Annotated in this window: 14 protein-coding genes; 6 read left to right on the plus strand and 8 right to left on the minus strand. The window is 43.6% G+C overall.

The window, feature by feature from the left end:
- Positions 1–24: 24 nt before the first annotated feature.
- On the plus strand, positions 25–1,203 hold the full coding sequence (locus OV592_RS05910) for a 3-phosphoglycerate dehydrogenase family protein (protein WP_016402651.1): 1,179 nt from the start codon (positions 25–27) through the stop codon (positions 1,201–1,203).
- Here OV592_RS05910 and OV592_RS05915 read toward each other — a convergent pair.
- Together OV592_RS05915 and OV592_RS05920 are read right to left on the minus strand one after the other, a co-directional pair.
- Positions 1,200–1,871, minus strand: coding sequence for a trimeric intracellular cation channel family protein (locus OV592_RS05915; RefSeq protein WP_338624750.1), 672 nt, complete (start codon positions 1,869–1,871; stop codon positions 1,200–1,202). The genes OV592_RS05910 and OV592_RS05915 overlap by 4 nt on opposite strands.
- 91 nt (positions 1,872–1,962) lie before the next feature.
- Positions 1,963–2,667 (minus strand): autoinducer binding domain-containing protein, encoded by a 705-nt coding sequence (locus tag OV592_RS05920; RefSeq protein ID WP_016402653.1) that lies wholly within the window; start codon positions 2,665–2,667, stop codon positions 1,963–1,965.
- A 155-nt stretch (positions 2,668–2,822) separates the two neighbouring features.
- Between OV592_RS05920 and OV592_RS05925 the strand changes: the two genes are divergently transcribed.
- Entirely contained in the window at positions 2,823–3,269 is a 447-nt protein-coding gene (locus OV592_RS05925) for a DUF4902 domain-containing protein (RefSeq protein ID WP_406610744.1), read from the plus strand.
- On the opposite strand, the gene OV592_RS05930 is transcribed toward OV592_RS05925, so the two are convergent.
- Positions 3,266–3,817 carry an acyl-homoserine-lactone synthase gene (locus OV592_RS05930; protein WP_016402655.1) on the minus strand — a complete coding sequence of 184 codons (552 nt, stop codon included), beginning with the start codon at positions 3,815–3,817 and terminating at the stop codon, positions 3,266–3,268. The genes OV592_RS05925 and OV592_RS05930 overlap by 4 nt on opposite strands.
- Before the next feature lie 207 nt (positions 3,818–4,024).
- Complete coding sequence (locus OV592_RS05935; protein WP_406610745.1) at positions 4,025–4,471, minus strand: DUF6942 family protein; 447 nt, start codon at positions 4,469–4,471, stop codon at positions 4,025–4,027.
- A gap of 120 nt (positions 4,472–4,591) precedes the next feature.
- Between OV592_RS05935 and OV592_RS05940 the strand changes: the two genes are divergently transcribed.
- Positions 4,592–6,337: a lysophospholipid acyltransferase family protein gene (locus OV592_RS05940; protein ID WP_406610746.1), complete on the plus strand. Its 1,746-nt coding sequence runs from the start codon at positions 4,592–4,594 to the stop codon at positions 6,335–6,337.
- Between the two features lie 7 nt (positions 6,338–6,344).
- Here OV592_RS05940 and OV592_RS05945 read toward each other — a convergent pair whose 3' ends face one another.
- Positions 6,345–7,511 carry a PLP-dependent aminotransferase family protein gene (locus tag OV592_RS05945; protein WP_406610747.1) on the minus strand — a complete coding sequence of 389 codons (1,167 nt, stop codon included), beginning with the start codon at positions 7,509–7,511 and terminating at the stop codon, positions 6,345–6,347.
- A gap of 129 nt (positions 7,512–7,640) precedes the next feature.
- Between OV592_RS05945 and OV592_RS05950 the strand changes: the two genes are divergently transcribed.
- From OV592_RS05950 to OV592_RS05960, 3 genes are all read left to right on the plus strand, one after another.
- On the plus strand, positions 7,641–8,534 hold the full coding sequence (locus OV592_RS05950) for a GyrI-like domain-containing protein (RefSeq protein ID WP_406610748.1): 894 nt from the start codon (positions 7,641–7,643) through the stop codon (positions 8,532–8,534).
- A gap of 182 nt (positions 8,535–8,716) precedes the next feature.
- Complete coding sequence (locus OV592_RS05955) at positions 8,717–10,633, plus strand: methyl-accepting chemotaxis protein (RefSeq protein WP_406610749.1); 1,917 nt, start codon at positions 8,717–8,719, stop codon at positions 10,631–10,633.
- Positions 10,634–10,723: 90 nt separating this feature from the next.
- Positions 10,724–11,560 (plus strand): S1 RNA-binding domain-containing protein, encoded by an 837-nt coding sequence (locus OV592_RS05960; protein ID WP_152781837.1) that lies wholly within the window; start codon positions 10,724–10,726, stop codon positions 11,558–11,560.
- 100 nt (positions 11,561–11,660) lie between these two features.
- Here OV592_RS05960 and OV592_RS05965 read toward each other — a convergent pair whose 3' ends face one another.
- The 3 genes from OV592_RS05965 to OV592_RS05975 all read right to left on the minus strand — a co-directional run bounded on the left by OV592_RS05965 (position 11,661) and on the right by OV592_RS05975 (position 15,283).
- On the minus strand, positions 11,661–12,356 hold the full coding sequence (locus OV592_RS05965) for a hypothetical protein (RefSeq protein WP_406610750.1): 696 nt from the start codon (positions 12,354–12,356) through the stop codon (positions 11,661–11,663).
- A gap of 190 nt (positions 12,357–12,546) precedes the next feature.
- Positions 12,547–13,722, minus strand: coding sequence for a MalY/PatB family protein (locus tag OV592_RS05970; protein WP_406610751.1), 1,176 nt, complete (start codon positions 13,720–13,722; stop codon positions 12,547–12,549).
- Between the two features lie 70 nt (positions 13,723–13,792).
- A complete protein-coding gene (locus OV592_RS05975) occupies positions 13,793–15,283 on the minus strand; it encodes a glutathione synthase (RefSeq protein ID WP_406610752.1) in 1,491 nt (496 codons plus the stop codon).
- Positions 15,284–15,333: the final 50 nt, after the last annotated feature.

The raw sequence follows: 15,333 nt of genomic DNA on the forward strand, positions 1-15,333 counted from the left end.
AATTGTTGTTTAGGGAGAAGCTGTATGCCGAATATTCGGACCATTAATAATATTCACCAACAAGGCTTGGCATGTTTTAAGGAGCGCTACCAAGTAGCTGAAGGGCAGGAGGCACCAGATGCCATTATGCTCCGCAGCGCTAATTTGCATGACTACGATTTTCCAAGTGAAGTTAAAGCCTTAGCGCGTTGTGGTGCGGGGGTAAATAATATTCCCATCCAGCGTTGCAGTGAGCAGGGCATCGTTGTGTTTAATACGCCTGGCGCCAATGCCAATGCCGTAAAAGAGTTAGTCTTGGGGGGAATGCTACTAAGTGCGCGTAACATCGCCGCCGGTTTAAGCTTTATTGAAGGCTTGAGCGAAGATATGGACGCAAAAGCACTGCAGCTTAAAGTTGAAGCCGAGAAAAAAGGGTTTGTTGGCTCTGAACTTACCGGTAAAACGCTAGGAGTAGTTGGCTTAGGTGCTATTGGTGCCGAGGTGGCTCATGCTGCTCTTGGTTTAGGCATGAAGGTGGTTGGTTTTGACCCTGCACTGAGTGTGCAAGCAGCTTGGCGCTTATCTTCAGAAGTTGAGTGTGCTGATGAGCTAAAAGATCTTTTAGCTGCGAGTGATTATGTCACTATTCATGTGCCTGCTAACAAACATACCCAAGGCTTAATTAATAGCGATAACTTAGCATCTATTAAACAAGGTGCAGTGTTACTCAACTTTGCGCGAGGCAGCATTGTAGACGAAGATGCCTTGCTTACCGCCTTAGCCAAACAGCAGTTATCTCAATACGTTAGTGATTTCCCGAGCCTTGCTTTACTAAAACATCCAAAGGTACTTAGTTTGCCACACCTAGGCGCAAGCACTAACGAAGCCGAGCAAAACTGCGCCGTTATGGCAGCACGCCAATTAATTGATTTCTTGGAAAATGGCAACATTCATAATTCGGTTAACTTTCCTAACATTAAGTTAAGCAGAACAGAGGGCTACCGTATTGCCTTTGCCAACGATAACGTGCCCAAGGTATTAAGTAATGTATTAGCCTTGCTCTCAGACATGGATATCAACGTGATTGATATGCTGAACAAGAGTCGCAATGATATTGCTTACACCTTGATGGACATTGCAACACCAGCCACCACCGAGTTGCTAGAGGCGATTGCCAATGTAGAGCATGTATTCCATGTGAATGCTATTGGTGAACACGCTTAAGACTTATGTTGTTGTTTACGAATTTCCCGGTTTTGTAGCTTACTAAGTGTGAAGCTGGGAAACCTTAAGTCGAGCTCTATTGCTAGGACTCGCAATAGAAAAGCCGCGCCACTAGATAACAAGATATTGTAGACCTCGTTAATGCCAAAATGACTTAGCACTACGTAAGATAAGCTTCCCAATAAACACGCTGTTACGTATATTTCAGGCTCAAAAATCACCAGCTTCACTTGTATCATTAAATCGCGAATTGCAGAACCTAGAGTGGAGCTGATTACCCCCATTAAAATAGCAACAAGCGGCGCTACCTCGTAACTTAAGGCCTTACTGGTACCTAACACGGCAAACAAGGCGATGCCCGCAGCATCCATCCACAACAAGATTCGGTCAATTTTGATCACCCAATGAGCAAAGAAGTAGGTCATCACTGAAGCGACAATACACACAGTGAGGTAGTTGGGATCGGCAATCCAGAAGATTTGATCAGTTCTCAGCAATAAATCGCGAATTGTTCCGCCACCTATGCCAGTGACAATGCCAACAAATACAAAAGCAAGGATGTCTAACTCGCGCTTAGCCGCAGCCAGCGCGCCAGTTAGCGCAAAAACAAATACTGCGATTAAGCCTATTAGGTATAAGGTAGAGTGGAAATCTAAATCAAGAGTCATGCTAGTTAAGGCTGGTGAGAGACAGCTAGATTATAGTGCATATTAGCCCTGAGACTTTGATTTCTAACGTTTGAGCTGCTTTTTTTGGGGCTTAGATTAGCCCCATAAGTGCTGCTTTTACGGTAGCGGCAGTTTTATTCACCACGTCTAACTTACGCATCGCCTGGCTGATGTGAAAGTTTACTGTACGCGCGGTGATATTGAGAATGGTAGCTATTTCATCGGCAGTTTTGCCGTCGGCTGTCCATTTCAACATTTCTAGCTCTCGTAAACTTAATTCTGGCATCTCAAGCTTCTCTTCGGTAATTCGAGATGCAAGACCGTGGTGAGTTACTTGGGTTAACCACAGTAACTGGTAGCGATAACGCACTAGCTCGGCTGGCGTGAGCATTTCAGAAGAGCGGGCTAGGGTTAGCATACCTACTGTGCCATTGGCTTGGCGAGACGATTGCGCCCAGCCATACTCAAGGCCAAAGGCGCGAGCGTCTTCCATTAGCTCTGGCGTTTGGGAGAACACTTGGTCACTCCACACAATCGGTAGTTGGGACGTCATCCCATGGTGCACCGTAGGATCAACCGCCAAGTAGTTTTTCTCTTGGTAGGTATGTTGCCAAATGGTGGGGTAGTTATTGAGCATTTCGGTGCGAGGAGCAGACAAGGGATAAGGAACTCGCAAGCCATAAGCACAAAAGTCAAACCCTAAAGCGTTGGTGATTTTAGATAATTCTTGGAAAAAGGCCTCACTAGAGCCTTGGGTTTCCAACAAACAGAACTGTTCTTCTAACCAAGCTTCCATGACAGCTTTATCTTCTCCTAGTTATGCAAATACTGCGCATAATCATTTTTCCCGTAGAATTACCAGTATAACGCAACTGTTAATGTTGACAATTGATGCTTAGACCTCACAATGCTTTCATTGAGGGGAAGCTCAAATAATTAAAAAATAAAATTATGAAAACACAGGCAAGTGTACAGAATGTAATCGAATCACATCGCTATCAGGTTGTTCCCTGTAGTGATGGTTTAGTGAGGTTGTCAATTGAGCAGCTTAATGTGCTCGCTTTTAGCCATATTATTTCTGGCTTAGACAATATTAGTAGTGAAGAATTTAATAGTGAACAGGCTATTTTCAGTGGCTATACCGAATGGCTATTTGAAAATGTGTGCGCTATCACCCTAGGGTGGGACTGGCATTGGCAATGGCACAATGGTCGGATGCAATGCCGAGTAAAAGGCCTACCACGCAGTAATATTCAGTTGCAAGAAGAGGGCTTTGATGTGAGCCCGCGTCGCAATGATGAGTTGTTGCTAGAGGCTATTGAAGTGATGGCTTGGCAAGCAACAACGGCGGAAGCGATAAAAAATCGCTACCGCGAGTCGCCAATGGTAATGAATTAAGCAATATCTATGTAGCAGGCAAATAGCGCGTAGCCATTCACAATTTTAGGTGGACCGGCACGGTGGTAGCGAAAACCTGCATTGCGTAACATTCGCTCTATACCTAGCGGAGAGACAGAAATTAAGCGCTTAGCACCTTGTTTTTTGGCGCACTCAATAGAGGCGGTGAGCAAGGCTAAAGCTTCACTCGACATAAGTTGAGTTGGTGCTTGATTATGATTATCAAAGTCTACTGCAGCAAAGCGCGAAAGTTCCCAAACGTCGTGTTGCTTGGGACAGGGAAGGCCATTCAATAGCTCTGGAAATACTTCTTCCAGTAGGTAAGGTTTGGTGGTCGGCAATAAACGAGCGCAACCGCTAATATGGTCTTGTTCGTTTTTAGCGATAACATAAACGGTGTCATCGCGATCAAATTGGTCTTGCTCTATGCCATCAGGGGTATCGAGTTCCCAGCCAAGCATTTCTACAAACACTTGATGACGGTAGTTGTTTAGGTGTTGAAATGTAGTTGGTGAAAGTTGTTCTGCAACGCCGTTAACAAAGTCCATTAGCATCTCTCCCTTAGTGATGATGCTATGAGTACAATCCAGTGCGCACTGTTTTTAAACTGTTAAACCTAACAGCTAGCTAAGGACGTAATAATCAGCTATGGCTTTGTTTTTGTTGGATTTATCAATTGACTCTTAGTTTTAGTTCTGATATCGCTGCTCAAAAAATAAACTTATTATAATTCAGTTGACTAGCTAAATTTTTATTTAACTTTGATGAAGATGCGCCCTACATTCGCTAATCATGCTATTAGGGAATTGTCGGTAGTCTGGGTAAGGGGTAAACAAAATATTTGGCTTTAAATAAATCCATTTTTTTTGATTTATGGCACTTTTTTCTACAACTGCCGTGTCAAATCGTTGCCAGTTAGCTTTTCCCGCCACCACGTGCATTTGCGCAGATTTGACTAAAACCTGCTTAAAGTTAATTTGCTGTTTAAGCAGTAAATCTTGATGCAAATAACTTCGCCAATCTTCATCAGGTGCACAAAGCTTGGCAAAGATAGTTAGCACTTTACGCCAATTATTATTGTTGTTTTCTAGAATTGCCTGGCTTAGTTCAGCACCCTTTAAATCATGATGATTCTTTGGCAGAGAGGGAATTTGGGTATTGAGATAGAGTACGATTTGCGGATTTTCGCTACCTAATTGCACTTAACAGTCCTTGTTATTTATCCACTTTTTACGTGTGGGAGTGTCATGCAACTGACACAAAATTGTTGCTTCTTTGTCATCTTCTGCTTCTAGCCTAACGGCGAATACAGGGAGAGAGCAATGATTTCAGCACAGCAGGTACTCAATCAACATTACCCCAGCCTAGCACAGCATCCGCGTCGTTATTCCTTGGCTAAATGGTTTTTTTCTAAAGTGTTGTTTGAAGAAGAATTCCAAGCCTTTGGCGAAAAGCACCCTCACTTAAAAGGGGTGGCTTTTATCGACCAAGTATTCACCGAGCTTAATGTTAGCTATCGCGTTAGTCAGAATGAGCGAGAGCGCATTCCTAGCGAAGGACGAGTTATTATTGTAGCTAACCATCCAATAGGTTCGATAGATGGCCTTGCTTTGCTGCACTTGGTTAGTCAGGTACGTAAAGACGTTAAAATTGTTGCCAATGAAATTCTCTCCGCCATTAAGCCACTTGACGATTTATTACTGCCAGTAGATAACATGCGAGGCAATAGCCAGCGTAAGCAGCTTAATGCCATTAAAGCGCTATTAGATGAAGAGGGGGCAGTGATTATTTTTCCTGCCGGTGAGGTCTCTCGTTTAAAGGGCGTTAAGGTAAAAGACGGAAAGTGGACCAAGGGCTTTGTGAGCATAGCCAAGAAAACCAACACTCCCTTATTGCCTATTTGCGTAAAGGCTAAAAACAGCAAGTTGTTTTACTTTTGCTCTTTTGTGTATAGACCTTTATCCACTTTGTTATTGGTAAAAGAGCTGTTCTTTCATCGCAATAAAGTGTTCTCGATGGTGGTGGGTGAGCAGATCCCAGTAAAGAGTTTTGGTTTAAGTGGCCTAGATCGATCCACCCAAGCTCAGTTAATCAAAAAGCACCTTTATCGTATTGGCAGTAACAAAAAAGGCCTGTTCCAAACAGAGGCTGCGATTGCTCATCCAGAGCAGCGCCTTGCCTTAAAAAAGGCGATTAAGCAGTTAGAGAAAATAGGCGAGACGCCAGATGGAAAGCAGATTTGCATTTGTTATGGAAACTCTCAACCTTTAGTTTTATCTGAACTTGGCCGCCTCCGAGAGCTAGCCTTTCGCGCAGTAGGTGAAGGCACCGGTCGACGCACCGATACTGATAAGTACGACGCAAACTATATGCATCTTATATTGTGGGACGCAGAGCAACTTGAAATTGCCGGAGCTTATCGTTTTGCCGATACTAAACGCTTAATCGAAGATAAGGGAATTGGCGCGCTATATAGCCAATCACTATTCGAATACGATGAGAAAAACTGTGACTTTTTAGCTTCAGGTATTGAGTTAGGGCGCAGCTTTGTGCAACCCAAATATTGGGGCAAACGCAGCTTAGACTACTTGTGGCTGGGTATTGGCGCATTTTTAGCGCGCAATCCTCACTACCGATACTTGTTTGGTCCTGTGAGCATTAGCGCCGCAATGCCAGAGGCTGGCAGAGACTTGCTGATTCACTTTTATCAAACTTACTTTCCTTCGAACAAAAGCTATGCGCGTTCGCGTCAGCCTTACCAGCTGGCAAAGCAAATAAAAAACAGCATTCATATGTCCTTCAGCGGTGATGATTATAAAGCTGATTTTGCTCAGTTAAAAAGTGCGTTGGCAGCAATGGGTACCGCAGTGCCAACGCTTTATAAGCAATACACCGAGTTATGTCACGCCGGTGGGGTTCAGTTCATCGATTTCAATGTCGATCCAGAATTCAACCAGTGTATTGATGGCTTGGTATTGGTTGACTTACATCAGCTAAAAGAAAAGAAAAAAGCCCGCTATATCGACACCCACATTAGTGAAGAGTTGATGTTGGTTGAAGCGAAATAAAGGCGCTCTATTTGAAAGGCGAACACTGTTGCAGTGCCTTTTTTAAGCGGCATACTGCCTGCTCCAGTTGAGGCTCTGTTAGGCCTGTGAAGTTTAGTCTAATTGCTTGGTAGTCTGGTGTATGATTACTTGGCCAAAACTCATCACCCGGCACTATTGCTACCTTTTGTCTTAATGCCGCCTCTGCTAAGGACATTGCATTGTGGTGGGGGAGCCTTGCCCAGATAAACATGCCTCCTTGAGGGACATTAAATTCTAAATCATCGCTAAGTTGCTGCTGCAAAAGCTCTGCTAAGTCGTCTCGCCGAGTTCGGTAAGTATTGGTCAACTTATCCAAGTGCTCAGCAAAAGAAGGGTGACGAACCGTGGCTAATAGCATCAATTGCATGGGCTGAGCGGAATGTAAATCGCTTGCTTGTTTCACTTTAATTAGCGGTGCTAGTAATGTTTGTTTGGCCCTTACATAGCCCACGCGCATGCCTGGTGTGGCTATTTTTGAAAAAGAGCCGAGGTGAAATGCTGCATAACTAGACAGCTCGCTTACCGTGGGAAGTGGCTGACCTTGGTAGCGAAGTTGGCGGTAAGGGGCATCTTCAATAAGTGCGACATTATATTTAGCTAGTAGGCTAACAACGGCCTTTCGTTTGCTAAGGCTCCAACATTGGCCACTAGGGTTTTGAAAATCTGGCACAGCATAAAAAAGCTTTATTTTGTAGTTAGCTAGCTGTTGCTCTAGCTGGGCTAAATTGGGGCCGTCAGCTTCTGCTATCACGGTATGTATCTCGGCTTCTGCTAAATCAAAAACCTGCAAGGCGCCTAAATAACTAGGGGCTTCACACAAGACTTTATCCCCTGGGTTTAAGTAACTACGAGCGATTAAATCCAAGGCTTGTTGTGAGCCTGTGGTAATTAATACGTCCTCTGCAGCGCCATTTTCTTCAAGTAGCCATTGGCGAAGCTCAGTTAAGCCTTCGGTAGCACCATATTGAAAGATGCTAGGTGATTGAGCCAACTCATCAGCTGCTTGCGTTAAAATATCTAGCGGAAACAATTCTGCATCGGGTAAACCGCCAGCAAGAGAGAGCATATCAGCTTGCTGAGTCACCTTTAAAATGTTGCGTATATACGAGGGTTTAGTTTGTTTAACTCGTTTGCTCACCGCTAACATGGCCATTAACCTACTTTATAAAAACTGCTGACTATCATTGCAGAAGCTGCTGTGGCAATGCTTTAGCGTTTATGTGCAATGACTTGTCCATATGTGCTATTTTGAGGAATTGGTGATGGGTCTTTTAGGTATCGAATGTCTTTAAGCACAGATGGAATGCGGGTAAATCGAATCAACGATGCCTTGTACTATATTCACCAACATATCGCTGAGCCCTTAGATGCGAAGCAACTGGCTAAGGTAGCAGCGTATTCCCCCTATCATTTTCATCGTTGTTTTAAGCAAGTGACTGGCGAAAATGTCAATGAGTATATTCGGCGTGCGCGGTTGGAGCGTTGTGCAAATTTATTAATGTTTTCGCCAGGCCTCACCATACAAGAAGCATCACAATGTTGTGGTTTTTTGTCACCAGCGTCGTTTTCTCAAGCTTTTAAAAAGCACTTTGCCTGCTCACCTACACAATGGCGAAGTCATGGTTATAGTAAGTTTAGCCAAGCCAATTACCAGCAGTATTGGAGCGATGACTTACAACAGCGAATCCTTAATGCCAAGGCGCTGCAAATGCCTGAGGTTAAGGTGCAGCGCTTGCCTGCCCAACCAGTCGCTTATGTTAGGCACCAAGGCTACGATCGTTCAATTCGCCAAGCCTATGAAAAACTGCAAGTTTGGGCTGATAGTCAAGGCGTGGAGTGGCAAGTAAATAAGCTATTGGGTTTGTATCATTCTAATCCTGATATTGTTCCGGCGCCGCTTTGCCACTATGTCGCTTGTTTAGCGGTAGATGGCCCAATAGTACGCCGAGGTGGAGTTAGTGCCTTAACGATTCCCGAAGGCATGCATGCAACCTTACATGCCGCTGGAGAATATGGGGATTTGTTACCAATATTGCATAAATTTTATATGCAATGGCTGCCCAATAGTGGTTACCGTTTAGGTGATACGCCTGCTTATGTGCGCTACTCTCGATGTCAATTTCTGGATCCAAATGAATGCTTTGAGTTACAGCTTTGTATACCGATAACATTGTAGTTAAGTTGCTGTAATTGTTGGTTTTCATTTATATATCAAATGCTTTGCTACTTTTAACACAGTTATCAATGTAATATTATTGTCATATTTTAGTCATAAAATCTTCGCCCAAATTAGCGCCTAATAGGCCTGTTAGGGATTGCCGCAGAGCTAGTTTTAGCCAATCTGCGAATGGAGTTTTTATGCGAGTATCACGATTCTCTAGACTATCTGCGATAGCATTATTTGCCGTAAGTGCGGTGTTAATTGCAGCCTTATATTTTTCTTTAGTTGAGTTGTCGAGCTCCAATCAGCAGCTACAAAATTATCAATCTCTTAAATCTCAATTTAATAGCCAGCTGGTGGCTAAGGTAAACAATTACTTAAATACCGGTAACGCATTAGAGCTTAGTGAAGCTGAGCGTTTGCTGCTGGAACTGGTTGAGCGCTCCGATCAGCAGCATTTGCCAGGCTTGGCTGAGCTGCTAAATCAGCTACATAGCGCCTTGCAAGACCGTTATTTAGCACTGGGCAAACTCAGCGGTAATGAGCAAGGCTTGTTGATAAATGCAGAGCGTGAAATGCTTGGTTGGGCAGACAGTACCGTTGACTACGGCTTAAGCGCGCAAGCAGCCAGTTCACGTGACTATATTCAACAAGGTACAGAACTACTTAATGCTTTAGTTAACTTGTCGATGCAGCGAAGCCGCTATTTTGCAGACCCTAGTGCTAACAGTAAATCTGCTTACGACGATGCGTTTTTGCGGGTAAACAGGCATGCAAAAGCAATTGATGCTTTACCATTGTTGGGGGGGATGAGCGAAGTTGAAGTTGATGAGTTTGCCTTAGGCGACCCCGAAGAAGCTGTCGATTTAGCCGAAGAGATAAAGAGCGAGCTAGTAAGTTTAACTCAGCGCTACCCAAGAGAGCTGCAATCGACTAATGCTTTAATCGAACAACGGATGGTATTACGCAGCGCATTAGTGGCCGACATTGAGTTACTTACCCAGCAAATATCTCAAGCAGAGCAGGGCGTTATTAAGCAACGAGATGGGGTTACTCAAACAGTTAAAATCACACTATACAGTGTTGCGGGCTTAATTTTGCTAATTGCCATCGTAATGCAAGTTGTGATGCAAAGTACCGTATTAAAACCGCTTCGTGAACTGCGAAATGGCTTTGCCTCACTGGTTGAGAACGGCAGTATCGAGCGATTAAAAGTACGCCGAAATAATACCGAGATTGGCGAAATTGCTACCTTTTTCAACCAGCTATTGACCAAGCAAGAAGACTTAGAAGAGCTTAAGAACAAGCAGCTATCTGTTGTATCTAATTCACTCGATTCGGTGACTAAACAGGTACGTGAAGTGTACTTAACCTCAGAGCAAACCGATCACCAAGTAGCCGAATCTCAATTGTTGATGGAACAACTGCGTTCATTAACAGAGCAGCTTAATCAGGTATCTAGTGACGTAGAGCACAATGCCAACGCTACCCAGAGCGCGATGAATGAATCGCAGCAAAATGTAGAGCAGGTGATGAATGCCAGTAAGCGCACCAGTACCGCGGTCACCGAAGGGCGAGAATCTCTGGCTACCTTGGTTAAAGCGGTAACTGATGTAAGTGCAATTTTGGATGTGATTCGTAGCATTGCCGAACAAACTAACTTGCTCGCCCTTAATGCTGCTATTGAGTCAGCCCGAGCCGGTGAACATGGCCGTGGTTTTGCCGTGGTGGCTGATGAAGTTAGAACGCTATCAATGCGCACCCAAACTTCACTAGAAGAAATAACCGGTATTTTGAATCAGCTAAAACAGTCTTCGACTAGCCTAGAGTCAAACATTGGTGGAATTGAAGAAGCCAGTGAACATCAGCAGGCTATTTCATCTAAGCTAATGGAAACCACTCATCAGGTGCGTGAGCAAGCAGAAACCTCTGCCCAAGTGGCACATCAAGCCAGTGAGTATATTCGTGAACAAAGTGAGCATGTAGGTAGCTTCACTTCCAAAATGAGCACGGTGAAAACGCAAGTAGAGTCGGCCTACAAATTAGCGACTAAAATTGAATCGGATGTAAGCCAGCAAGTCTCTACTATTGTTAACGCCTTAAAACCAGCCTAAGCCAATTAAGCCAAGTGCATCTTGGCCTTTGCATGCTATACTCGCGCATTGGCTCATACTGAGCTTATCGAATGTGAAAAGAGAGATAAAATGCTAGAAATTGGACGCCTTAATCAACTAGCCGTGATTGAAATGGCTGACTTAGGTGCCTACCTAGAAGGTGGCGAGTTCGGTGATGTTTTGCTACCAAGCAAAGAGCTGCCTGCTGACTTAAGCATTGGTCAGCAAATAGAGGTATTTGTTTACCGAGATAGCCAAGGTAACCTATTAGCGACATTACAGAAGCCTTTGGTGCAAGTAGGCGAATGCGCTAACTTGCAGGTGAAGGACATTAACGATGTTGGCATCTTCCTCGATTGGGGCCTAGACAAAGATTTGTTCTTACCTTTTGGTGAGCAACAGCAGCCAATGGAAGTTGATCGTCATTACGTAGTGTATGTCTACTTAGACAATGAGCAACGCATTACCGCCAGCAATAAGCTCGATCGTTACATCGATAAGTCAGACCACAAATATAAGCGTGGCGACAAAGTTGAGTTATTGGTCGCTGGGCGTACCGAGCTAGGTTACAAAGCAGTGGTAAATAACAAGCACTGGGGCGTACTGTATTACGATCAAGTGTTTAAGCGTATTCGCGCGGGTTATGCAGGTACTGGTTATATTCAAAAAGTACGAGAAGACCAAAAGCTAGACGTAAGTTTAGAGCCTATTGGCATACAAAAAGCCATTGATATTGGCGACACCATTTTAGCTAAGCTTCGCGAAGAGCAAGGCTACTTGGCTTTGAGTGATAAAAGTACTCCTCAAGCCATTTCTGCTATTTTTGGTGTAAGTAAAGGTACCTTTAAAAAAGCGATTGGTAAGCTTTATAAAGAAGGTTTAATCACCATTAGTAAAACTGGCATAGTGTTAAACGACAAAGAATAGTGAGCGTTTTTCATTAGCCAGATTAGCCCGCAACTTAGCGGGCTTTTTTGTAGCTGGCATATAGCGTTGAGCAACCGTAATTTTTATACGAAGATGGGTATTATTTGGGCTCCATGCTAGGCAATGGCTCCTCGTTAGAGATTGTTAAACTGTCTAAATTAATAGTTGCCGAATAAGGAATATTGTCGCGTTGAAATACGATTATTACAGAGTCCTTGCCGACAGTTTTGTATCCATTTACAAAGTCGATGTCTTTTAGTAATTCAAGGTATTCTTGGCCACTTGGCTTCGATATAGCTACGGTTTTTAGATCAGATGATGTTAACGAATTATTGTTATTCGTGTCCGACTTAACCACGTAGTAAAGAATGGCTTTAGTTTCTTTGGTTTGCTCGGAATTAGAGGTATTTGGTAACTGATGAATGCTTGTAATTAAGTAGTCATTTTTATCAAATAACCAATACTTACTATTTGTTTCTACATTAATGAAGAGGTAGTTTCTGGTTGACGATGCCGACTTGCTGTATGACGCTGTGCTTATATTTTGCTCTGAATAGAGTGGGACCATTATTACGCTAGATCCATTAATGCTTATTAGATTTCCTAGCCGCCACTTTTCTTTATCTTCCTGTGTTTCTTCAATATTAACAATGTTTCTTACGTTTCTATCACGTGTAATGTCTTGGTAGATTGTAATGGCAGCGAATAGGCTTAGCGCTAGACCTACAATTCCAACTAACATAATTACGATGGCATTAAATCGCCATATTTTTTTGAAGAGTTTGCTTTCTTCCATCTTCATTCCTAAGTGAGCTAGCGTCTTTTTTATGTGAATAAAGCTACCACTAAGCTATTAATTAAAAAAGAAAATACTATTTAAACGCTCAGAGCTTTCCTCTCTAGCTGTTTGCCAGCTTGGCTATTTAGTCATCATAAAGGCAGAGCTTGGTAATTTTAATCGCCGGCCTCTGCCTTTATCTAAATGATTAGCGATATTGGCTAATTGATGTTTTGAGTTGCTGCAGTGACGCTTGGACTTTTTCTAACTGTGAGGCAAAGTTCATCCGATAATAATTTTCGTTCATTTCACCAAACCAGGTGCCGGGTGTTAGCGCGAGTTTAGCATGCTGGCTTAATAGCTCTTTTAATTGCTCAGGGGTTAAGTTTAAGCCGGAGAAATCAAACCATATTTGATTGGTACCTTCGGGTAGAAAGGCTTTAACTTGGGGGAGTTCCTTGGCCATAAATGCCATAATCCAGTTTCTTACTTCTTGGGTATAAGCCAAAAACTCTTCGAACCACTCTTTGCCATGCCGGTAGGCGGCAATGGTGGCATACATGCTAAATGCATTGCCGTGGTCGAGTGACATAGACACCGAGCTTGCTTTGATTGTTTCTCGTAAGGCTTGGTTATCACTATAGATATAGCCATTAGCAATGCTATTTAAGCCAAAGTTTTTAGCAGGGGAGCCAATAATGGTGAGGCTGTTGTCGTAGTTTAACGAGGCCATGCTGGTGAACTTTGCACCTTCAAACACGATATCGGCATGAACTTCATCACTTATAATTATTACCTGGTACTTTTGGGCAATGATAACTAATTGTTGCAACTCTTGTTTAGTCCACACTCTACCTACCGGATTATGAGGGTTACATAACAACACCATGCGTACTTTGCCGCTGCTTAGCTGCCGCTCAAAATCTTGGTAATCAAATAGGTAACGATCTCCCTTTAGCTTAAGCGGGCTAGTCACAGCTTTGCGCCCGGCAGATTCAATTAAACGGCGAAATTGGTGGTACACCGGAGTTTGAATTAATACGCCGTCGTCTTCTTGAGTAAAGTCGCGAATTAGCAATGCTATTGCACTGAGTAACCCAGGAACTTGCACAAAATGATTAGGATTTAGGTCAAGCTGGTGGCGCTGTTGATTCCAATGAGCAATCGCCTTAAATACGGTTTGTGAATCAAATTCGTAAGAGTATTGCTCGCGGTTTACTAATTGCTGCATAGCTTGGCTAATTGGAGAGGCAATGGGGAAATCCATATCGGCTATCCAGTAAGGTGTCAGCTGGTCGGTGCCATAAATTTGCTTTTGCATTTTACTATCATGCTTAATGAATTTGTTGCTAATACCTTGGTGGCTCGGGGTGGTTTGAAACATTAAGTTTTCCATCGATTTAGGTTGATAGTGTTAGGACGCAGCCTTAACCAAAAAGACGCAAGTTTTTAGCTTATGCGTCACTTAATACCAAGGAATCTAAAATACCTTTACCGCTGTGGATCCCGCCTTCGTTCTCACTCGCGGGTTTACTACGAATAAGATAGCCAGCATATCCGTTTAGTGGTGTTGCTGGTTCTTCATCGTAATAAGCACTAAATAAGCCTATCTCGCTCACCAGATCGTCGACTTGGGTTTGAGTGCCATTACGCACTGCGATGGTGGGGACTTCGCGTTCGTGTGGATATAAGCGCTGCATTAAAGCCCAAGCGTCATACTCATGAGGGACTAACTGTTGAAGTTTATTAGTTATTTCTTCACCAAAAACGCAATGTCCACCACCTTCTCCTTGATTTTTTAGTACCCATTGTTGCTTATTTGCCTGCCTATTAAACCAGCCGATGGTTGCTTGATTTATTGGCTTCATATCTGCCAAGACACATTTGATTAGCTTGGCATCTTCTAGGTTTAACCCCCAGCGCGCATAGTCTTCTGCTGGCATGGCTGTTAGGAGCATTTGCATGGTTTTACTGGTGGCAAGTTGCTGGCTAAACGTGGCGTTTACGGCTACTTTGTGTTGCTCGATAAATAGCCTCGTTTGGCTAAGGGTTTGGCAGCAAACACTCTCGCTGCGTGTTGTTGAGTAGTAGTCAGCGTATTGGTAACCAGCTCTAAGATATACCACATCAATAGCGCCTACGTCGTTCAACAGTAGGCGTTGATTATCGCCGCTGGATAATTGGGTACTAAGTTGCTCGAAGGTGCGCCTTACGGTGCGAACCCCTTGTTTCTGTAAAGCTAAATCCAGAAGGTGTTGGTCGTACACATTGTCTTCATTTTCTTGTATCACCATTAAGAAAGTTGGTTTACTCGCTAAACCGTCTAAAGGTGCTTGAGCGTTTGATTCAAAGCTTGCTTTTATGCTGTTGGCAGCTTTAGCGATCGCAAGGGCGAGCTGCTCAATGGCTTGGTTTTCTGCCGGCGTGGCGTGCTTATTTTCTAGGTAGGTTTGGTAAAGCTGAGGCCATTGATTTTGTATAAAAGCATGCAGCTCTGTTGCGCGTTGGCCAAACGGCGCCATGCCTGCAGCAATACCATTAAACTCGATAACTTTTGGGCCATGTTGTCGGTCGTCCATGAAATCGGTACGCATTATTAGCAGCGGTTTTCTAGCAGGTGATAAGCGATGCGTTGCGTCACCATGGGCTTGTTGGTGCAGGGCTAATAAACGTTCAAAAAAGGGCTCTGCTTTTGCCACTTTAGCGAGCGACGATTGAAGAAAGTCGTGATCTTCTGACACATTGTTAATTAGCCTTGTAATAAGAGATGTGGCTCTACGTAGGTGTTCGAATACTTCACGCGGCATGGTTATTGGCGCAATACTAAACGGACAATGCCTGGCTGAGTGATCGGTTTGACGAAAAGCTACGCCATGCATAATGGCCCATTCAGTTATTTCTTGGATTATTTGAGATGAAATAATAGGGCGAGTTGTATTGGGCATGTATTCTCCAAAGTACTCGTGGGAACGAGCATTTATTTGTTTGTTAACCG

Source organism: Agarivorans sp. JK6 (genome assembly GCF_045277145.1).
GTDB classification, from domain to species: domain Bacteria; phylum Pseudomonadota; class Gammaproteobacteria; order Enterobacterales; family Celerinatantimonadaceae; genus Agarivorans; species Agarivorans albus.